Annotated in this window: 11 protein-coding genes; 10 read left to right on the forward strand and 1 reads right to left on the reverse strand. The window is 38.2% G+C overall.

The genetic code is table 11. The features are described from left to right. Positions 1 to 66 precede the first annotated feature (66 nt). The 4 genes from ACVWYG_RS15435 to ACVWYG_RS15450 all read left to right on the forward strand — a co-directional run bounded on the left by ACVWYG_RS15435 (position 67) and on the right by ACVWYG_RS15450 (position 6,556). Positions 67 to 756 carry an ABC transporter ATP-binding protein gene (locus tag ACVWYG_RS15435; RefSeq protein ID WP_457271279.1) on the forward strand — a complete coding sequence of 230 codons (690 nt, stop codon included), beginning with the start codon at positions 67 to 69 and terminating at the stop codon, positions 754 to 756. Continuing rightward, the gene (locus ACVWYG_RS15440; protein ID WP_457271281.1) at positions 749 to 3,292 is read left to right on the forward strand and encodes an ABC transporter permease; all 2,544 of its coding nucleotides are present in this window, start codon (positions 749 to 751) and stop codon (positions 3,290 to 3,292) included. Before ACVWYG_RS15435 ends, ACVWYG_RS15440 begins: the two co-directional genes overlap by 8 nt. Before the next feature lie 475 nt (positions 3,293 to 3,767). Then, entirely contained in the window at positions 3,768 to 5,420 is a 1,653-nt protein-coding gene (recN, locus tag ACVWYG_RS15445; protein WP_457271282.1) for a DNA repair protein RecN, read from the forward strand. Positions 5,421 to 5,488: 68 nt separating this feature from the next. Next, positions 5,489 to 6,556 carry a PA0069 family radical SAM protein gene (locus ACVWYG_RS15450; RefSeq protein WP_457271284.1) on the forward strand — a complete coding sequence of 356 codons (1,068 nt, stop codon included), beginning with the start codon at positions 5,489 to 5,491 and terminating at the stop codon, positions 6,554 to 6,556. Between the two features lie 161 nt (positions 6,557 to 6,717). On the opposite strand, the gene ACVWYG_RS15455 is transcribed toward ACVWYG_RS15450, so the two are convergent. Beyond that, complete coding sequence (locus ACVWYG_RS15455) at positions 6,718 to 7,227, reverse strand: hypothetical protein (protein WP_457271285.1); 510 nt, start codon at positions 7,225 to 7,227, stop codon at positions 6,718 to 6,720. A 129-nt stretch (positions 7,228 to 7,356) separates the two neighbouring features. On the opposite strand from ACVWYG_RS15455, the gene pgi reads away from it, so the two are divergent. The 6 genes from pgi (at position 7,357) to ACVWYG_RS15485 (ending at position 16,559) form a co-directional block, all read left to right on the forward strand. Next, positions 7,357 to 9,003 carry a glucose-6-phosphate isomerase gene (gene pgi, locus ACVWYG_RS15460; RefSeq protein ID WP_457271287.1) on the forward strand — a complete coding sequence of 549 codons (1,647 nt, stop codon included), beginning with the start codon at positions 7,357 to 7,359 and terminating at the stop codon, positions 9,001 to 9,003. A 374-nt stretch (positions 9,004 to 9,377) separates the two neighbouring features. Next, positions 9,378 to 10,691, forward strand: a complete 1,314-nt coding sequence (locus ACVWYG_RS15465) for a M16 family metallopeptidase (RefSeq protein ID WP_457271289.1) — start codon at positions 9,378 to 9,380, stop codon at positions 10,689 to 10,691. A gap of 28 nt (positions 10,692 to 10,719) precedes the next feature. After that, positions 10,720 to 12,798: a M16 family metallopeptidase gene (locus ACVWYG_RS15470; protein ID WP_457271291.1), complete on the forward strand. Its 2,079-nt coding sequence runs from the start codon at positions 10,720 to 10,722 to the stop codon at positions 12,796 to 12,798. Positions 12,799 to 12,951: 153 nt separating this feature from the next. Continuing rightward, on the forward strand, positions 12,952 to 13,482 hold the full coding sequence (locus ACVWYG_RS15475; RefSeq protein WP_457271293.1) for a DUF4251 domain-containing protein: 531 nt from the start codon (positions 12,952 to 12,954) through the stop codon (positions 13,480 to 13,482). Between the two features lie 185 nt (positions 13,483 to 13,667). Then, complete coding sequence (locus ACVWYG_RS15480; RefSeq protein WP_457271295.1) at positions 13,668 to 14,123, forward strand: MarR family winged helix-turn-helix transcriptional regulator; 456 nt, start codon at positions 13,668 to 13,670, stop codon at positions 14,121 to 14,123. Positions 14,124 to 14,153: 30 nt separating this feature from the next. Continuing rightward, entirely contained in the window at positions 14,154 to 16,559 is a 2,406-nt protein-coding gene (locus tag ACVWYG_RS15485; protein ID WP_457271297.1) for a 3-hydroxyacyl-CoA dehydrogenase NAD-binding domain-containing protein, read from the forward strand. The last annotated feature ends 20 nt before the right edge of the window (positions 16,560 to 16,579 follow it).

Consider the following 16,579-nt stretch of genomic DNA (forward strand, 5'->3'; position numbering starts at 1 on the left):
AGAATTGTTATCTTAACAGGAATTAAAAAAATAAGTTTTAAACGGCAATCAAAACCATTTCTAATATTGGACTCTATATTAAGCGTAGAAAACGTAAGCAAAGTTTATCAAAGTGCTGGCAAATCGCTAATCGTTTTAAAAGACATCAATTTTGCAATATCAAAAGGTTCGACAGCAGCTATAACCGGGCCTTCTGGAAGCGGGAAAACAACTTTATTAGGGCTTTGTGCGGGTTTAGACAGAACAAGCAGTGGTAGCGTGGTGCTGAACGGAATTGCTTTAGAAAATTTATCAGAGGATAAACGTGCGGCACTCAGGAATCAATATGTGGGATTTATTTTTCAGAATTTTCAACTTTTGCCAACACTAACCGCCTTAGAAAACGTAATGGTACCTATGGAATTGCGCGGTTCGAAGAATCCAAAATCCAAAGCAATGGATCTGCTGGATAAAGTTGGTCTGGCAGACAGGAGCCACCATTATCCCGTCCAATTATCAGGCGGAGAACAACAAAGGATTTCTTTAGCAAGGGCATTTTCAAATCAGCCGGCCATTCTTTTTGCAGATGAACCAACAGGAAATTTAGACGATGAAACGAGTGAGAAAATAACCCAATTGCTTTTCGATTTGAACACAGATGCAGGCACTACGCTAATTATTGTAACGCATGATTTAGAACTTGCAGGAAGAACTCAACGCATTATAAAAATTAAAGGCGGCGCAGTAATGGCTGATGATATGGTGACTCATGCATAACGAAAAACTAACATCTTCTAGTACGAGTATTGCTTGGTTATTTAAAATGGCATGGCGAGATAGTAGAAAAAATCGCTCGCGATTGTTGCTATTTATTTCTTCGATTGTCTTAGGAATTGCGGCTTTGGTTGCAGTATATTCTTTTAAAGATAACCTTCAAAAAGACATAGACAATCAGGCCAAAGAACTTACCGGTGCAGATCTAACTTTAGAAAGCAGGCAAGGCATTAGCAAGCCCATGCGAAAAACGTTAGATAGTCTCGGCGACGAGCGTTCTGAAGAGCGTACTTTTCCATCTATGATCTACTTTCAAAAAAGTGGTGGCAGCAGGTTGATCCAAATGAAGGCTTTGCAAGGTGAATATCCTTATTACGGGAAAATTGCAACCATACCAGCAAATGCCACAGCTACTTTTAGAAACAAACAAGACGTATTGGTAGATCAGACATTAATGCTCGAATTTAAAGCTAGCGTGGGCGATTCTGTGAAAATTGGAGATCTAAATTTTAAAATTGCCGGCATTATGGAAAGTTCTCCCGGACAAACTGGCATTAGCTCCTCTATCGCGCCAATTGTATACATGCCCTTGCAATATTTAGATGCTACCAATCTTGTAAAAACAGGTAGCAGAATAAGTTATAAGTTTTATTACAAATACAATGATGCAAATGGCGCAGAAACAGAACTAAAAAAGTTAGAGCCGAAACTTCAGAAAGAAGACTTCAATTCAGAAACGGTCGCTTCAAAGAAGGAGAGCACAGGCAGATCTTTTGAAAATTTAAGCCGGTTTCTGTCGCTCTCAGGTTTTATCGCATTACTCCTCGGCTGCATTGGCGTTGGAAGCTCGGTTTATGTATACATTCAAGAGAAGCTTGGTGCAGTTGCCATTTTAAGGTGTTTAGGATTAAAAGCTAGAGATGCATTCTTTATTTACCTAATTCAAATCGGATTTTATGGCTTAATGGCTGCGTTTTTGGGCGCAATTCTAGGATCGGCCATACAATTTCTGCTGCCCCTAGTTTTAAAAGACTTTCTTCCTATAGAAATAAACGTCAGCATCTCATGGAGCGCTATCGCTCAAGGAATATTACTTGGCTTTATAATTTCTATCTTATTTGCGTTACCAGCATTGCTTTCTGTCAGAAAAATTTCTCCACTTAATGCGATAAGATCCTCCTTTGAGGGAGCGGGTAAAAAGCCAAAAGATTGGCTAATTTACCTCGTTTATGTGTTGATGATGGGTTTTATTTTTCTTTTTACTTATCTTCAAATGCAAAGCTGGACACAAACCGCAGCTTTCACAATTTCCATCGCAGTAGCTTTTATTTTGCTCTACTTGCTTTCCAAATTTTTAATGTTTTTGGTTAAAAAATTATTACCGCAGCGCATTGCCTACGTTTGGCGACAAGGTTTCGCAAATCTCTACCGCCCAAATAATCAGACATTAATGCTCACGGTTGCAATTGGGTTATCTACCACTTTTATTTGTACGCTGTATTTCGTTCAGGCCATGTTGATTGAAAAAGTTAAGATAAGCGGCGGCAGTAGTCAACCAAATATGGTACTATTTGACATTCAGACAAGCCAGTTAGATGGAGTTGAAAAACTAGCCAATGCCTACAACCTACCTATCATGAGCAAAGTTCCTGTCATTACCATGCGGATCGAAAAAATAAATGGTAAAACAGCAAAATCAGACAGTACAAATAAACGTGCTTATCGAAATGAAATTAGATCAACTTATCAAGAAAGTTTAACAGAAGCAGAAACAATTTCGGCTGGCAAATGGGTGGGACGTGTCGATTCGACCCAAACCGTAATTATATCTTTAGAAGAACGTTATGCAAAAAGTATTGGGGTTAAATTAAAAGACACCATTGTTTTTGATGTTCAGGGTTTAACGATTCCTACAGTTGTGGGTAGCTTAAGAGCAGTTAATTGGACCAGGTTCCAAACCAATTTTCGAGTAGTATTTCCTGCAGGGGTTCTAGAAGATGCACCGAAGTTCAACGTCATAACCACCAGAGTGCCGTCTCCTGACGTGTCTGCTAAGTTTCAGGGGAATATGGTCAAAAACTTTCCAAATGTGTCTGTTATTGATCTAAATCTTGCGCTGAAATTATTAGATGATCTTTTCGACAAAATCTCGTTTGTCATTCGGTTTATGGCAGGATTTAGTATGGCTACAGGATGGATTGTGCTCGTTTCTGCTGTTTTAACTAGTAAAAGTCAGCGAATTAAAGAGAGTATTCTGTTGCGAACGCTTGGCGCAAGCAGGAAGCAAATTACCGGTATTAATGCCATAGAGTATTTATTTTTGGGTCTATTTGCCGCTGCCGCAGGATTAATTCTTGCTTTCGCAGGAAGTTGGGCTTTGGCAAAATTTGTATTTAGCAGTGATTTTATTCCTCCAATTTGGGCGACGCTCATCCTGTTTGGCTCTGTGTTAGCAATGGTTGTATTAACTGGTGTTTTGGGAAGTAGAAATATTTTAAATCAACCTCCGCTGAAAATCTTAAGACAAGAGACGAACTAGAAATAAGTAAAAGTCGGTTGTCAGTCTGAGCTTGTCGAAGACCTTTTTCCTCAGATCGTGTCCTTAAGAAAACGAAATGTGCTGTTAGTTTTAGATTTTTTGGGGCGCCTGGGCACGCCATCCACTATATCTTTTGCCACGCAAAAAAGTGGAGCAAAAGGATGCCGTTCCTGTCGTTGGCGCTCGCATGGCGGCATGTGGCGTGCGTTAGCGATTACAGTGAAAATACTTTTTTTTGCGAGGAACGAGCTCTTAAAAAAAAGATTGAAACGTAAAGCGCGGGCCCTTGGGCAACGCCCAAATTTTAATTAAATTTTATTACTTTCTTCCTTTTTATAACTACGCTAATTATTGGAACTCATCATTGGAATTCAAATCCGTCGTTAGTTCAGGATGACATTTTAAAATAAGACTTTATAAAATTACTTTATGCAATTAAAATGGCTAATCTTTATTTATTAATTTAGCGCCGTCTATGCTACAGAAACTTTCTATTCGTAATTACGCATTAATAGATTCGCTCGATATCGTTTTTGAGCGCGGCTTAAACATCATTACAGGTGAAACAGGCGCAGGTAAATCTATCATTTTGGGCGCGCTTTCGCTGATACTGGGACAACGCGCAGAAAGCAAATATTTTTTCAATCAAGAAAAAAAGTGCATTATAGAAGGAACCTTTGCTTTACAAGATCATGCGCTAAAAAATCTTTTTGAAGAAAGCGATTTAGACTTCTTTGCAGAAAACTTATTAAGACGAGAAATATCTATCGATGGCAAGTCTAGATCTTTTATAAACGACACGCCGGTTAACCTGGCCATTTTGAAGCAGATAGGCGAAAAACTGATCGACATTCATTCTCAACAAGCTACACAGGAATTAAATGATCCAGCATTTCACCTCGTAATGGTGGATGCACTCGCAAAGCACAGTCCCTTACTCTCAGATTATCGAACGAAGTACAAACAACTTCGCCGATATTTAACAAGCCTGAACAGCGTTATCAGTGAAGCAAATGAAGCAAAATTAAAACAGGATTACGAGCAATTTCAATTTGACGAATTGGCCCAAGCAAATCTTAAAATAGGCGAACAAGAAGAATTAGAGCTGATTTTGGAAAAGTTAAGTCATGTAGAAGCGATTAAAAAAGGGCTTTTTTCCGCCTTGGAGTTTTTAGATGGCACAGAGCAATCTACCTTAAATTTGTTGAAAGAAAGCACATCGCAACTCCAACACATTGAGAAATTTGACCCCGCAATAGCCTCCTTTGCTGACCGCCTAAGGTCTGCTACGATAGAAATTAAGGACGTTGTGGATGAAGTTTCCAATCTAAGCGAAAATACTGCTTACCATCCCGATCAGTTAGAAACTACCACTCAAAGACTGGACGTCTTCTACACCCTCCAACAAAAACATAGGGTATTGAACAATCAAGCATTGTTAGAAATTCAAGCTCAACTTCAAAAAAATTTAGATCAATTGCTTTCTTTTGATGTGGAAATAGACCGGTTAAATAAAGAAATTGATCAATTAAAAATACAATTGTTAGCGAAAGCGAAACAATTAAGTAGCAATAGAAAAGCAGCAATTAAAATTGTCGAACTGCAAACCGCATCTACTTTACAGCAAGTCGGGATGCAAAATGCTGTTCTTAAAATAGAACAAAATGTACTGCTTGAATTGGGTAAAGATGGATTAGACAACATTAGTCTTTTATTTAGCGCAAATGCTGGTCAAGCTTTAGCGCCCATAAATAAAGTAGCTTCTGGCGGTGAGCTTTCTAGATTGATGCTCGCCATAAAATCTCTTTTAGCGCAGCACACCTCCTTGCCTACCATAATTTTTGATGAAATTGATACCGGAATTTCTGGAGAAACTGCATTAAAAGTGGGCGAGGTGATCTCCCAGTTGGGCGAAAACATGCAAGTGATCTCAATTACGCATCTACCACAAATTGCTGCCAAAGGTAAGTCGCACTTTTTCGTGCATAAAAATGAAGAAAAAGATAAAACCACTACCGGCATCAGACGACTGTCGGAAAACGAACGTGTAGAAGTTATCGCAGAAATGCTAAGTGGAAAAAACCCCGGCGAATCTGCCATGCAGAATGCAAGGGAGCTTCTTGGGTAACCATTCCAATTACATTGTAGATCGCTTCAACCACTTTTAAATTACTAATATTTTTAGTATTTTTGTTGATGGATGAGTCGGCAGAAAACGGTTATTTTAAAGGAAGAGGCGCGCAAATTAATCCTCATAATAAGTTTGTAAACAATATTTATCTTAAAGAACACGTAGAAGGAATAGACGAATGGGAAGAAGCAGACAAAAAAACGTCATTTATTTTCGAAAATTCTAAGTCGATTGTAAATAAGGTAGCTAGTCCAGATGTTGGAATGGCTTACTCTCTAAATCCTTATCAAGGTTGCGAACACGGATGTACGTATTGTTACGCCCGCAATGCGCATCAATATTGGGGTTATAGCGCAGGTTTAGATTTTGAACGAAAAATTATCGTAAAAAAAGAAGCACCACAACTTTTTAAAAAATTTTTAGAACGGAAAGACTGGGATGCAGCAACCATTTCCCTCTCCGGAAATACAGATTGTTATCAGCCGGCAGAAAGAAAATTTAAAATTACACGTCAGCTGTTGGAAATTGCACTGGCATATAAACAACCTATCGGGATGATTACAAAAAATTCGCTCATTCTAAGAGATAAAGATTTGCTTCAAGAAATGTCAAAACTAAATTTATGTATGGTTTATGTTTCCATTAACAGCCTGAACGAGGATTTGAGGCAGAAAATGGAACCTCGAACGGCCACTTCTAAACAACGGTTAAAGGTGGTAGAAGAATTGTCTAAAGAAGGAATTCCAGTTGGTGTAATGGTTGCACCTTTAGTGCCTGGACTGAGCGACCATGAAATTCCTGCAGTTTTAAAAGCTGTAGCAAATGCAGGAGCAGTGCGAGCGGGCTACACAATTGTTAGATTAAATGGCGCAGTAGCCGAATTATTTGAAGACTGGTTGAGAAAAAATTTCCCAGATCGGTTTGATAAGGTTTGGAATTCCATAAAAAGCTGCCATGGAGGAAACGTTAACGATAGTCGTTTTGGAGATAGAATTAAGGGCGACGGTAACATTGCAAAGCTGATCAGCGAAAATTTCAAGCTGCATTGCCGACTAAACAATTTGAACGTTAAAGAAGTTAATTTAGACCATAGTTTATTTAAAGTGCCTCGAGCACAAACGAGTTTGTTCTAACCTATTAATTACCAATCATTTTTCAATGATAAACGACAATTCCTTGATATAGAAAAGCCGGTAGCTCGTTGCAGAAAAATAAAGACTTGTTTCGAATACAAGAAAGCAGCAACCTTATTTAGATTGCTGCCCTTTAATATTATATTTTTTTTTGAGGACCGCTAAAACAAACCTTTCAATTTGTCCATCATATCTCCACTGCTTTGTTGTTTATTACCATCATTTCCAGAACCATTAAACATGCCCATCACGCTCCCAAGATCTAACCCGCCATCTCCAGAACCGCCAGTAAGGCTCCCTAAGATATCTTTTATGTTGAAGGAACTGTCCGACGGATCGGCAGTTTTCTTAGTTAGTTTAGCAATAATCATTGGAATGACCGAGGCAGCGATGGTTTTCGCTGTATTCGCATTAATTCCCATGCCAGCTAATTTATCTGTAAAGCTACCTGCCGCTTGCTGCGCAACGGGCGAATTTTCTGCGTTACCATTATTAAACACATTTGCCAATTCGGAGGCATTACCAGAAGCGAGCTTATCTTTCAGCGTATCAAAAATAGATGTCGATGCCGCATGAATAACTTCGTCATTCTTTTCGTTCGGAATTTCATTGTTGTTTACAACGCTCTCTTGCACATTGTCGCGCACGAGTTGAATTAAATTTTCTAACATTTTAATTGTTTTATTGTTAATTTACCGATGTTAATTTAATAAACGGAAGGCCATTGTAGTAGATGCCTTCCGCTAGTTAAAATGTTTAATTGTAATAATTGTTTTGTCAACGATAAATAAAAATAAAATATGTTACCTAAAATAAATTTTACCAAAACACAAGCCTACAAAAAGTTAAAAAATCACTTTGCAGAAATCGAACAAAAAGATGTTAAAGATTTATTTGCTTCTGATTCTAAACGTTTCGAAAACTTTTCGACCGCTTTCGAAGATATCCTATTAGACTACAGCAAAAATAGAATCGATGAGGAGACTTTTTCGTTGTTAATGCAACTCGCTAAAGAATGTAAATTAGATGAAGCGATAAAAGCGATGTACGATGGTGAGAAAATAAATGAAACCGAAGATCGTGCTGTGCTCCATGTAGCTTTACGAAATATGGGCAACACTCCAATTTATGCAGACGGGAAAGACGTTATGCCAGAGGTTAATGCAGTATTGGCCAAGATGGAAAAGTTTAGCAATCGGGTAATTAATGGCGAATGGAAAGGTTTTTCTGGCGAGGCAATTACTGATATTGTAAATATTGGAATTGGTGGGTCTGATTTAGGACCGGTAATGGTTACGGAGGCACTAAAGCATTACAAGAACCACTTAAATATGCATTTTGTATCTAACGTAGATAGTACGGATTTGGTAGAGAAACTAAAAAACCTTCGGGCAGATACAACATTATTCCTCATTGCTTCTAAAACATTTACTACCCAAGAAACCATGACCAACGCGCATTCCGCACGCAATTGGCTGTTGGCACATGGAGGCAAACAAGAGGATGTAGAGAAACATTTTGTGGCGCTTTCTACCAATGAGAAAGCAGTAAAAGAGTTTGGCATCAACACAGACAATATGTTCGAGTTTTGGGACTGGGTTGGCGGAAGATACTCGCTCTGGAGCGCCATTGGGCTTTCTATTTCTCTAAGTTTAGGGTTTGATAACTTTAAGAAACTCCTTGAAGGAGCTCACGCAACAGATAATCATTTTAAATCTACTCCTTTTGAAAAAAACATTCCGGTAATTTTAGGAATGATAGGCATCTGGTACATAAATTTTTTCGATGCAGAAACCGAAGTTATTCTTCCTTATGATCAATATCTGCATCGCTTTGCTGCCTATTTTCAACAAGGAGATATGGAAAGTAACGGAAAACATGTAGACAGAAATGGCAATGTAGTCGATTATGAAACTGGTCCGGTTATTTGGGGCGAACCTGGTACAAACGGCCAACATGCATTTTATCAATTAATTCATCAGGGAACGCGCATTATTCCTGCAGATTTTATTGCTCCGGCACAATGCTTAAATCCTCTTGGTGAGCATCATGAAATTCTCCTTTCCAATTATTTTGCTCAGACGGAAGCATTAATGAATGGAAAAAGTAAAGAAGAAGTATCGGAGGAATTAGAAAAAGACGGTAAAACAGCGCAAGAAATAGAGAAATTAGCACCCTTTAAAGTATTCGAAGGAAATAGACCTACAAACTCCATCTTATTAAAAACAATTACGCCACATAGTTTAGGAAGTCTTATTGCTATGTATGAACATAAAATCTTCACTCAGGGAATTATTTGGAATATATTTAGTTTCGATCAATGGGGAGTGGAACTCGGCAAACAACTGGCTAAAAAAATTCTTCCAGAATTAAAGGGACAAGACAAAGTTACGAGTCATGATGGCTCTACCAATGGCTTAATTAATGCTTATAAAGCTTGGAGATAAATAAAACAGAATATTTGATTTAAAAGATGCTTCAAAAACATGAAGCATCTTTTTTTTAAGCTATTGTACAATTAAATGATAGGCGACAATAAAATTAACTTAAACTCGCACAGGTTTCAGTTTCTTACAAAGCCCTAAACCTGATTGGAGAGACAGATTACACCGTTAGCGAGACGATAGAGAGAAGCGGGTCTAAATGCATTTCTTGCAGTGGCAATCACCCTACAAAAACTTTATGGTAAATATTCTTAATCGCAGAAGGGTTGCAATTAATTGGATTATCTAGCGATGACATTTAAATTTTAAGATAAATTATTTATTTTGCTCGACGCTTCTAAAAACCTAATTTAACAACTTTAAAAAACTTATTTAAAATGAAAAAAAGAACACTCTTAGCATTGTTCATTACCGGCTTTTGGTTACCTACATTAGCACAAAAAGTGCAATTTAATGAATATGATCTCAGCAACGGTCTGCACGTCGTTCTACATGAAGATAAAACTGCGCCGGTGGTAGCCGTTTCGGTTATGTACCATGTTGGATCTAAAGATGAGGATGAGAACAGAACAGGATTCGCCCATTTTTTTGAACACCTTCTTTTCGAGGGAACAGAAAACATTAAACGTGGAGAGTTTATGAAGTTGGTATCGAGCAACGGAGGTCAAAATAATGCCAATACCACACAAGACAGGACTTTTTACTATGAGCTTTTCCCTTCTAACCAGTTGGCGCTTGGCCTTTGGCTTGAAAGTGAACGCATGTTGCATCCGGTTATTAATGAGGTTGGCGTTAAGACGCAAAATGAAGTTGTGAAAGAAGAAAAGCGTCTTAGAATCGACAATGCGCCTTATGGCAAGTTTGCCGAAAAGATTTTCGAAGATCTTTTTCAAAATTATCCATATAGTTGGCAACCCATCGGTTCTATGGCCAATTTAGATGCTGCGAAACTCGAAGAGTTTAAAGCCTTCTTTAAAAAATATTACATCCCGAATAATGCAGTACTAACAATTGCCGGAGATATAGATTTAGCAGAGACAAAAAAATTGGTAGCTGCTTATTTTGACGCCATTCCGAAAGGAGCCGATCTTATCCGCAAACAATATGATTTGAAGCCAATTACCAAAGAAATTATAGACACTGCATATGATGCCAATATTCAAATTCCCGCAGTTTTCGCCGCTTACCGCGTTCCAGGAATGCGAAGTAAAGACACGAAGGTATTGGGCATGGTTAGCAATCTACTATCTGGAGGGGGTAGCTCTAGACTTAAAGCAAAGATGGTCGATGAAAAGAAAACCGCTTTACAAGTTGCTGCTTTCAATTACACTTTAGAGAATTACGGTGCCTACATTACATTAGCACTCCCCAACAACAATACGCCTTTAAACGATTTGCTTAAAGACATAGACGAAGAAGTAAAAAAACTTCAAACAGATCTTATCAGCGAAGAAGACTATCAGAAACTCGAAAACCAGTTTGAGAACAGTTATGTAAGTAAAAATAGCACAATGTTGGGCGTTGCAGAGAATCTGGCAGATGGATATACTTTTCATAAAAAAAACACTAACGATGTGAATGAGGAGCTCGCCTCGGTAAAATCTATCACAAGAGAAGAAATTAGAGCGGTAGCTAAAAAATATTTAAATCCCAATCAACGTGTTGTACTCTATTATTTACCGAAGAAATAACCGATTACGATTTTATAAAATGAGTAAAATGAAAAAAATAGTCATGATAGTTGTTGCAGCTTTGGGTGCACAAACGCTCTCAGCACAAATTATAGATAGAACGCACCCGCCCGCAGCTGGACCAGCGCCAACAATTACGATCGGAGATCCTACTGTGTATAAGTTACCTAATGGAATTACTGTTCTTGTAGTAGAAAACCATAAACTGCCAAAAATTACGGCCACTTACAGCATAGATGCTGGACCGATTAAAGAAGCGGATAAGGCAGGCATAAATGGTTTGATGGGTGGAATGTTGAATGAAGGAACAATTAGCAAAACGAAGGTGCAGTTTGATGAGGCTGTAGACAAAGTTGGTGCAGAAGTCAGTTTAAATTCAGGTGGAGGTTTTGCATCTGCCTTAACTAGGTATTTCCCAACTGCTTTTATGTTGATGGCCGATGGATTGCGCAATCCTATTTTTTCAGAAGAATCGTTCAAGAAGTTAAAGTCTCAAACCCTAACTGGACTAAAATCTAGTGAACGAAGCGCATCGGCGATTTCCGCTCGGGTAGTAAATGCGCTTTCGTATGGAAAAGACAACCCATATGGCGAATTCGAAACTGAAAAATCCATCAACAATATAAGTTTGGCAGATGTAAAGGCTGAATATAAAAAATATGTCACCCCATCCAGAGGTTATTTAACTTTTGTTGGAGATATAAAACCAAGTGACGCAAAAGCACTGGCTGAGAAAGCTTTTGGCGATTGGAAAGGTGAAGCGTTAAAATTCCCTATTTTAAAGCCCGTTGCGAATCTGTCAAAAACCGAAGTTGATGTAATTGACTTAAGCAATGCCGTGCAGGCTGAAATTACAGTTACCAACCTTATAAACTTGCCTTTAAGCAGCCCAGACTACTTCGCTGTACTGTTGGCAAACAATATTTTGGGAGGTGGCGCAGAAGCAAGGTTATTTAAAAACCTACGTGAGAAACATGGTTTTACTTACGGTGCGTACTCAAACACTGGAGCAGGCAGATTTCAAACTAAATTTACCGCGAGTGCAGCAGTAAGAAACGAAAAAGTAGATAGCGCCGTGGTAGAGTTTTTAAAGGAGATAAATAACATACGTACTGAAAAAGTTTCTACCGAAGAATTACAAAACTCCAAAAACCTGTATAGCGGTTCTTTTGCTTTGGGTTTGGAAAATCCGGCTTTAACCGCAGCTTTCGCAAGCAACATCCTGCTAAATGATTTACCAAAAGATTTTTATAGAACTTATCTTCAAAAAATGAATGCGGTTACGGCAGATGATGTTATGCGCGTTGCGAAAAAGTACTTTAACCATACCGACACTCGGGTTGTAATTGTAGGCAAAGCTGAAACATTTGTCGAAGGGCTAAACAAAAACGGTTTTAGTGTTAGCATGTTCGATAATTACGCTAACCCTGTTACTGCCGCTTCAAATAGTACTGCACCTGCTTTAGCTCCGATGCAAATTATAGGCAATTATATAAAAGCGCTGGGCGGAGAAGCGGCTATTAAAAAAATCACTTCTGTGGTACAGAAGGGAGAAATGGCATTGCAAGGGCAAAAATTGGCTATAGACATTAAAAGTATGGCGCCAAACCTAACTAGCGTAGAAGTTACCATGGGCGGCCAAACGGCAATGAAAGAGGCGTTTAACGGAAATACCGGTTATACACTACAAATGGGACAAAAAAGTGAAATGAGCGGCGAAGATTTAATAGCTAAAAAAGAGGAAAAAGGCATTGTAAAGCAGCTTTATTATTCAACAGATGGAACAAAATTAGAGGCGGCAGGGACTGTAAAAATTGGCGATGCAGATGCCTATAAATTGATTGTTACCTCACCATCTGGACTGAAAAAAACCGAATACTACGATGTAAAAACCGGGTTGCTTTTAAAAGATGAAAAAACTTCTAAAAAAGGATCCGTAGAAATAACTCAGTCGACTGAGTATAAAGACTACAGAAAAGTTGGCGATGTATTATTTCCTTATAACATGATGCAATCTGTTCAAACTCCACAAGGCGCCCAAGACTTTACCATCACCATTACCGATGTTAAAACTAATACAGTTTTAAAAGCTGAAGATTTTAACTAAAATTACCTTTATCACAGATCCTGAAGCCGCTGCAATTTGTAGTGGCTTTTTTTTATGAATTTTTTCGTAACTTGATCACTGTAATCAATTTCTGCCTTATGGAATTTGATGAACCTGCGCATCATTGATGTGTAATTATATAAAATCCGGTGTATGAAAGTCATTAAATTTTGCTTTACAACGTGCCTGCTACTGCTCGTTTCTTTGGCTTATGGTCAAACAGATAAAGCGACTACAAAAAGAATCGTAGAAGAAAAAAATTACACATTTGTAGCAAACTCTGCAAATCCGTTATCAACTGCAGATATCGCAAAGGTATTAAGTAATATCCCCGGCAATCTTGGTGGTAGCGTTATAAATTTAACCGGATCCGGTTACATACTTAGCGTAAGTCCAGACAGTTTAATAGCTCATCTTCCGTATTTTGGGCGTGCTTATCAAGCGCCAATAAACCCATCAGAAGGCGGAATAAATTTCAATTCCAAGAAATTTTCCTATGTTAAAAGTGCAGGAAGAAAAGGCAGTTATAACATTAAAATTGATACACAAGACGGCAAAGGCGAAAGCTATCGTTTAGTGTTAAGTATTTCTCAAAACGGATATGCAACGTTAGTTGCAAATAGCACCTACAGGCAAGCCATTACTTTCCAAGGTTTTTTACGGGAGCCGAAGAAAAATAATTGAAAAGTGGAAGCGCTGAAGTTCACAGTTTGATTGTCTGAATATTCCTGGTTTGCCTACCCATGATATTTAACCGTTCAATGTCACCTCTTAAAATCTAGGCTTGCTTCTGCGTATTTTTATTAAAAGTTAATATTGACAATTCGAGTTTCTTTCATTAGCTTTGTTATGCAAGCATAATAAATACAATGAAACATCAACAGACAATTGATTACCACATTAAATTCGCGTGGCAGAACATTTTCAATCGATACAATCAACTTGCTGCAAATTTCGGGATCACCCAAGCCATTGGTTATATGCTTATAAACATAAATGATGACGAAGGTACAGCCGTTTCCAATCTAGCTTTTCTATTGGGCATTAAAGCAACGAGCCTTTCTCGCATGTTAAAAAATATGGAGGAAAGCGGTTTAATTTATCGTGAAATATCTAGCGCAGATAAAAGATCTGTGAGCGTGAAACTAACCCAATTGGGAAAAGAGAAAAAGCAATTGGCTAAAGGTGTGGTTAGAAATTTTAATGAATATCTTGATGAACACTTTACTAAGAAAGAGAAACAGCAGTTTATAAACTTGCTCATAAAATTAAATGAGCTAACAGTTGATTACAAAGAAGTAGAAAATTTAGAAAAAGGTCGATAGCAAGCAGAACTAAATTAAATAGATCCATTTATGGAAAGACACATTAAAAAAGTTGCGGTTTTAGGTTCGGGAATAATGGGTTCTAGAATTGCCTGTCATTTTGCAAATATCGGCGCAGCAGTATTACTTTTAGACATTGCTCCTAAAGATCTTAGCGCAGAAGAACAAGCTAAAGGCTTAACTTTAGAAAATCCATTAGTTAAAAATCGCATTGTAAATTTAGCGCTGCAAACTGCTGCAAAAAGTAACCCCTCTCCTGTTTACACAAAAAGTGTGTTACAGAATATTACAACTGGGAATTTCCAAGATGATATGTCGCAGATTAAGGCATGCGATTGGATAATCGAAGTGGTGGTAGAAAATCTGGATATTAAAAAGAAGGTTTTTGATCAGGTTGAGCAATTTCGTACGCAAGGAACATTGATTACATCCAACACGTCTGGCATCCCGATTCATTTAATGGCCGAAGGACGGTCTGAAGATTTTAGAGCGAATTTCTGCGGAACACATTTTTTCAATCCGCCGCGCTATTTAAAACTTTTAGAGATAATTCCTACTAAAGAAACCTCCAAAGATGTAATTACTTTTCTGATGCAGTATGGCGATAAATTTTTAGGTAAAACGACGGTTTTGTGTAAAGATACGCCTGCTTTTATTGCAAATCGGGTTGGCGTTTATTCGATTATGGCTTTGCTCCACTTGGTAGAAAAATTAGATTTAACCGTAGAAGAAATAGATAAATATACCGGCCCCGCTATGGGTCGACCAAAATCTGCAACCTTCAGAACTTCTGATGTGGTTGGTTTAGATACCATGATCAAGGTTGCTAAAGGCTTATCTGATAATTTGCCAGACGACAAAGCGCATGTGCTTTTTGAGTTGCCAGATTTTGTTAAAAAATTAGAAGAACACAATTGGCTGGGCGATAAAACAAAGCAAGGCTTCTATAAAAAAACCAAATCTGCAGAAGGTAAAACAGAAATACATGCGCTCGATTTAAAAACATGGGAATATAAACCTGTGCAAAAGATTAAGTCCGCTACGTTAGAAATGACTAAATCTATCGAAAATGTACGCCAACGGATGCCTATTTTCGCAAAGGGTAAAGATAAAGCTGGCGAGCTATTTAGACATTCATCATTCGGTTTGTTTGAATATGTATCAGACCGAATTCCAGAAATTTCCGATGAGTTGTATCGAATAGACGATGCCATGCGCGCGGGTTTTGGCTGGGAACTTGGACCCTTTGAAATGTGGGATGCCATTGGCGTTAAAGAAGCTATCGAAGGCATGCAAGAATATGGAAATACGCCAGCAAATTGGGTAAAAGAAATGCTAGATGCAGGGCATAACTCCTTCTATAAAATCGAAGCCGGAGTAAAAAAATACTATGACATCCCAACTAAAACTTACTTAGCTGTTCCTGGAACAGAGGAATTTATCATTTTAGATAACCTTAGAGAGAATAAAACCCTTTGGAAAAACTCTGGCGTTTCTATTATAGACCTTGGCGATGGAATTCTTAATGTAGAATTTCACACAAAAATGAATACGATTGGCGGTGATGTGATTGCGGGAATAAACAAAGCCATTGATATGGCAGAAAAAGATTACCGTGGTGTAGTTATTGGCAACGATGGCGCCAACTTCTCTGCGGGTGCAAATGTTGGGATGATTTTTATGATGGCTGTTGAGCAAGAATGGGACGAATTAAATATGGCCGTTAGGGCGTTTCAAAATACTTCCATGCGGATTAGATATTCCTCTATTCCAGTAGTTGTGGCACCGTTCAACCTAACTTTAGGTGGAGGTTGTGAGTTTAGTCTGCACGCAGATCACGTTCAACTTTCAGCAGAGACTTATATGGGTTTGGTAGAATTTGGCGTAGGTGTTATTCCAGGCGGTGGAGGAACTAAAGAATTTGCTTTACGCGCTTCTGATGAATTGAAAGATGATCAAATTGCACAGAATACGTTAAAAGATCGCTTTTTAACTATTGGAATGGCGAAAGTTTCCACCTCAGGCTACGAAGCTTTGGAATTGGGCTATCTGCAAAAAGATAAGTTTAGCATTTCGATGAATCGGAATCGTCTTCTCGCAGATGCAAAAGCGAAGGCAATTGAATTGGCAGATGCAGGTTACACCAAACCAATACAGCGTAAAGACATTATGGTTTTGGGTAAACAAGGTTTAGGAATTGTCTATGCAGGTGCAAATAGCATGTACGCCGGACATTATATTTCTGAGCACGATAAAAAAATCTCAGAAAAACTAGGTTACGTAATGTGCGGCGGCGATTTGTCTTCTCCAACACTAGTTACAGAACAATACTTGCTTGATTTAGAAAGAGAAGCTTTTTTATCGCTTTGCGGAGAACGGAAAACGTTGGAAAGAATACAGTCGATAGTTACGAAAGGTAAACCGTTGAGAAACTAGAGAGAGTTTAGATGTGAGAT

The organism is Pedobacter sp. UYEF25 (assembly GCF_054061655.1).

Coding starts and splice junctions, on each gene's coding strand:
- ACVWYG_RS15455 (WP_457271285.1), bottom strand. CDS start 7,227: ATGTTAGAAAATTTAATTCAACTCGTGCGCGACAATGTGCAAGAGAGC.
- ACVWYG_RS15485 (WP_457271297.1), top strand. CDS start 14,154: ATGGAAAGACACATTAAAAAAGTTGCGGTTTTAGGTTCGGGAATAATG.
- ACVWYG_RS15470 (WP_457271291.1), top strand. CDS start 10,720: ATGAAAAAAATAGTCATGATAGTTGTTGCAGCTTTGGGTGCACAAACG.
- ACVWYG_RS15440 (WP_457271281.1), top strand. CDS start 749: ATGCATAACGAAAAACTAACATCTTCTAGTACGAGTATTGCTTGGTTA.
- pgi (WP_457271287.1), top strand. CDS start 7,357: ATGTTACCTAAAATAAATTTTACCAAAACACAAGCCTACAAAAAGTTA.
- ACVWYG_RS15480 (WP_457271295.1), top strand. CDS start 13,668: ATGAAACATCAACAGACAATTGATTACCACATTAAATTCGCGTGGCAG.
- ACVWYG_RS15475 (WP_457271293.1), top strand. CDS start 12,952: ATGAAAGTCATTAAATTTTGCTTTACAACGTGCCTGCTACTGCTCGTT.
- ACVWYG_RS15450 (WP_457271284.1), top strand. CDS start 5,489: ATGGATGAGTCGGCAGAAAACGGTTATTTTAAAGGAAGAGGCGCGCAA.
- ACVWYG_RS15465 (WP_457271289.1), top strand. CDS start 9,378: ATGAAAAAAAGAACACTCTTAGCATTGTTCATTACCGGCTTTTGGTTA.
- recN (WP_457271282.1), top strand. CDS start 3,768: ATGCTACAGAAACTTTCTATTCGTAATTACGCATTAATAGATTCGCTC.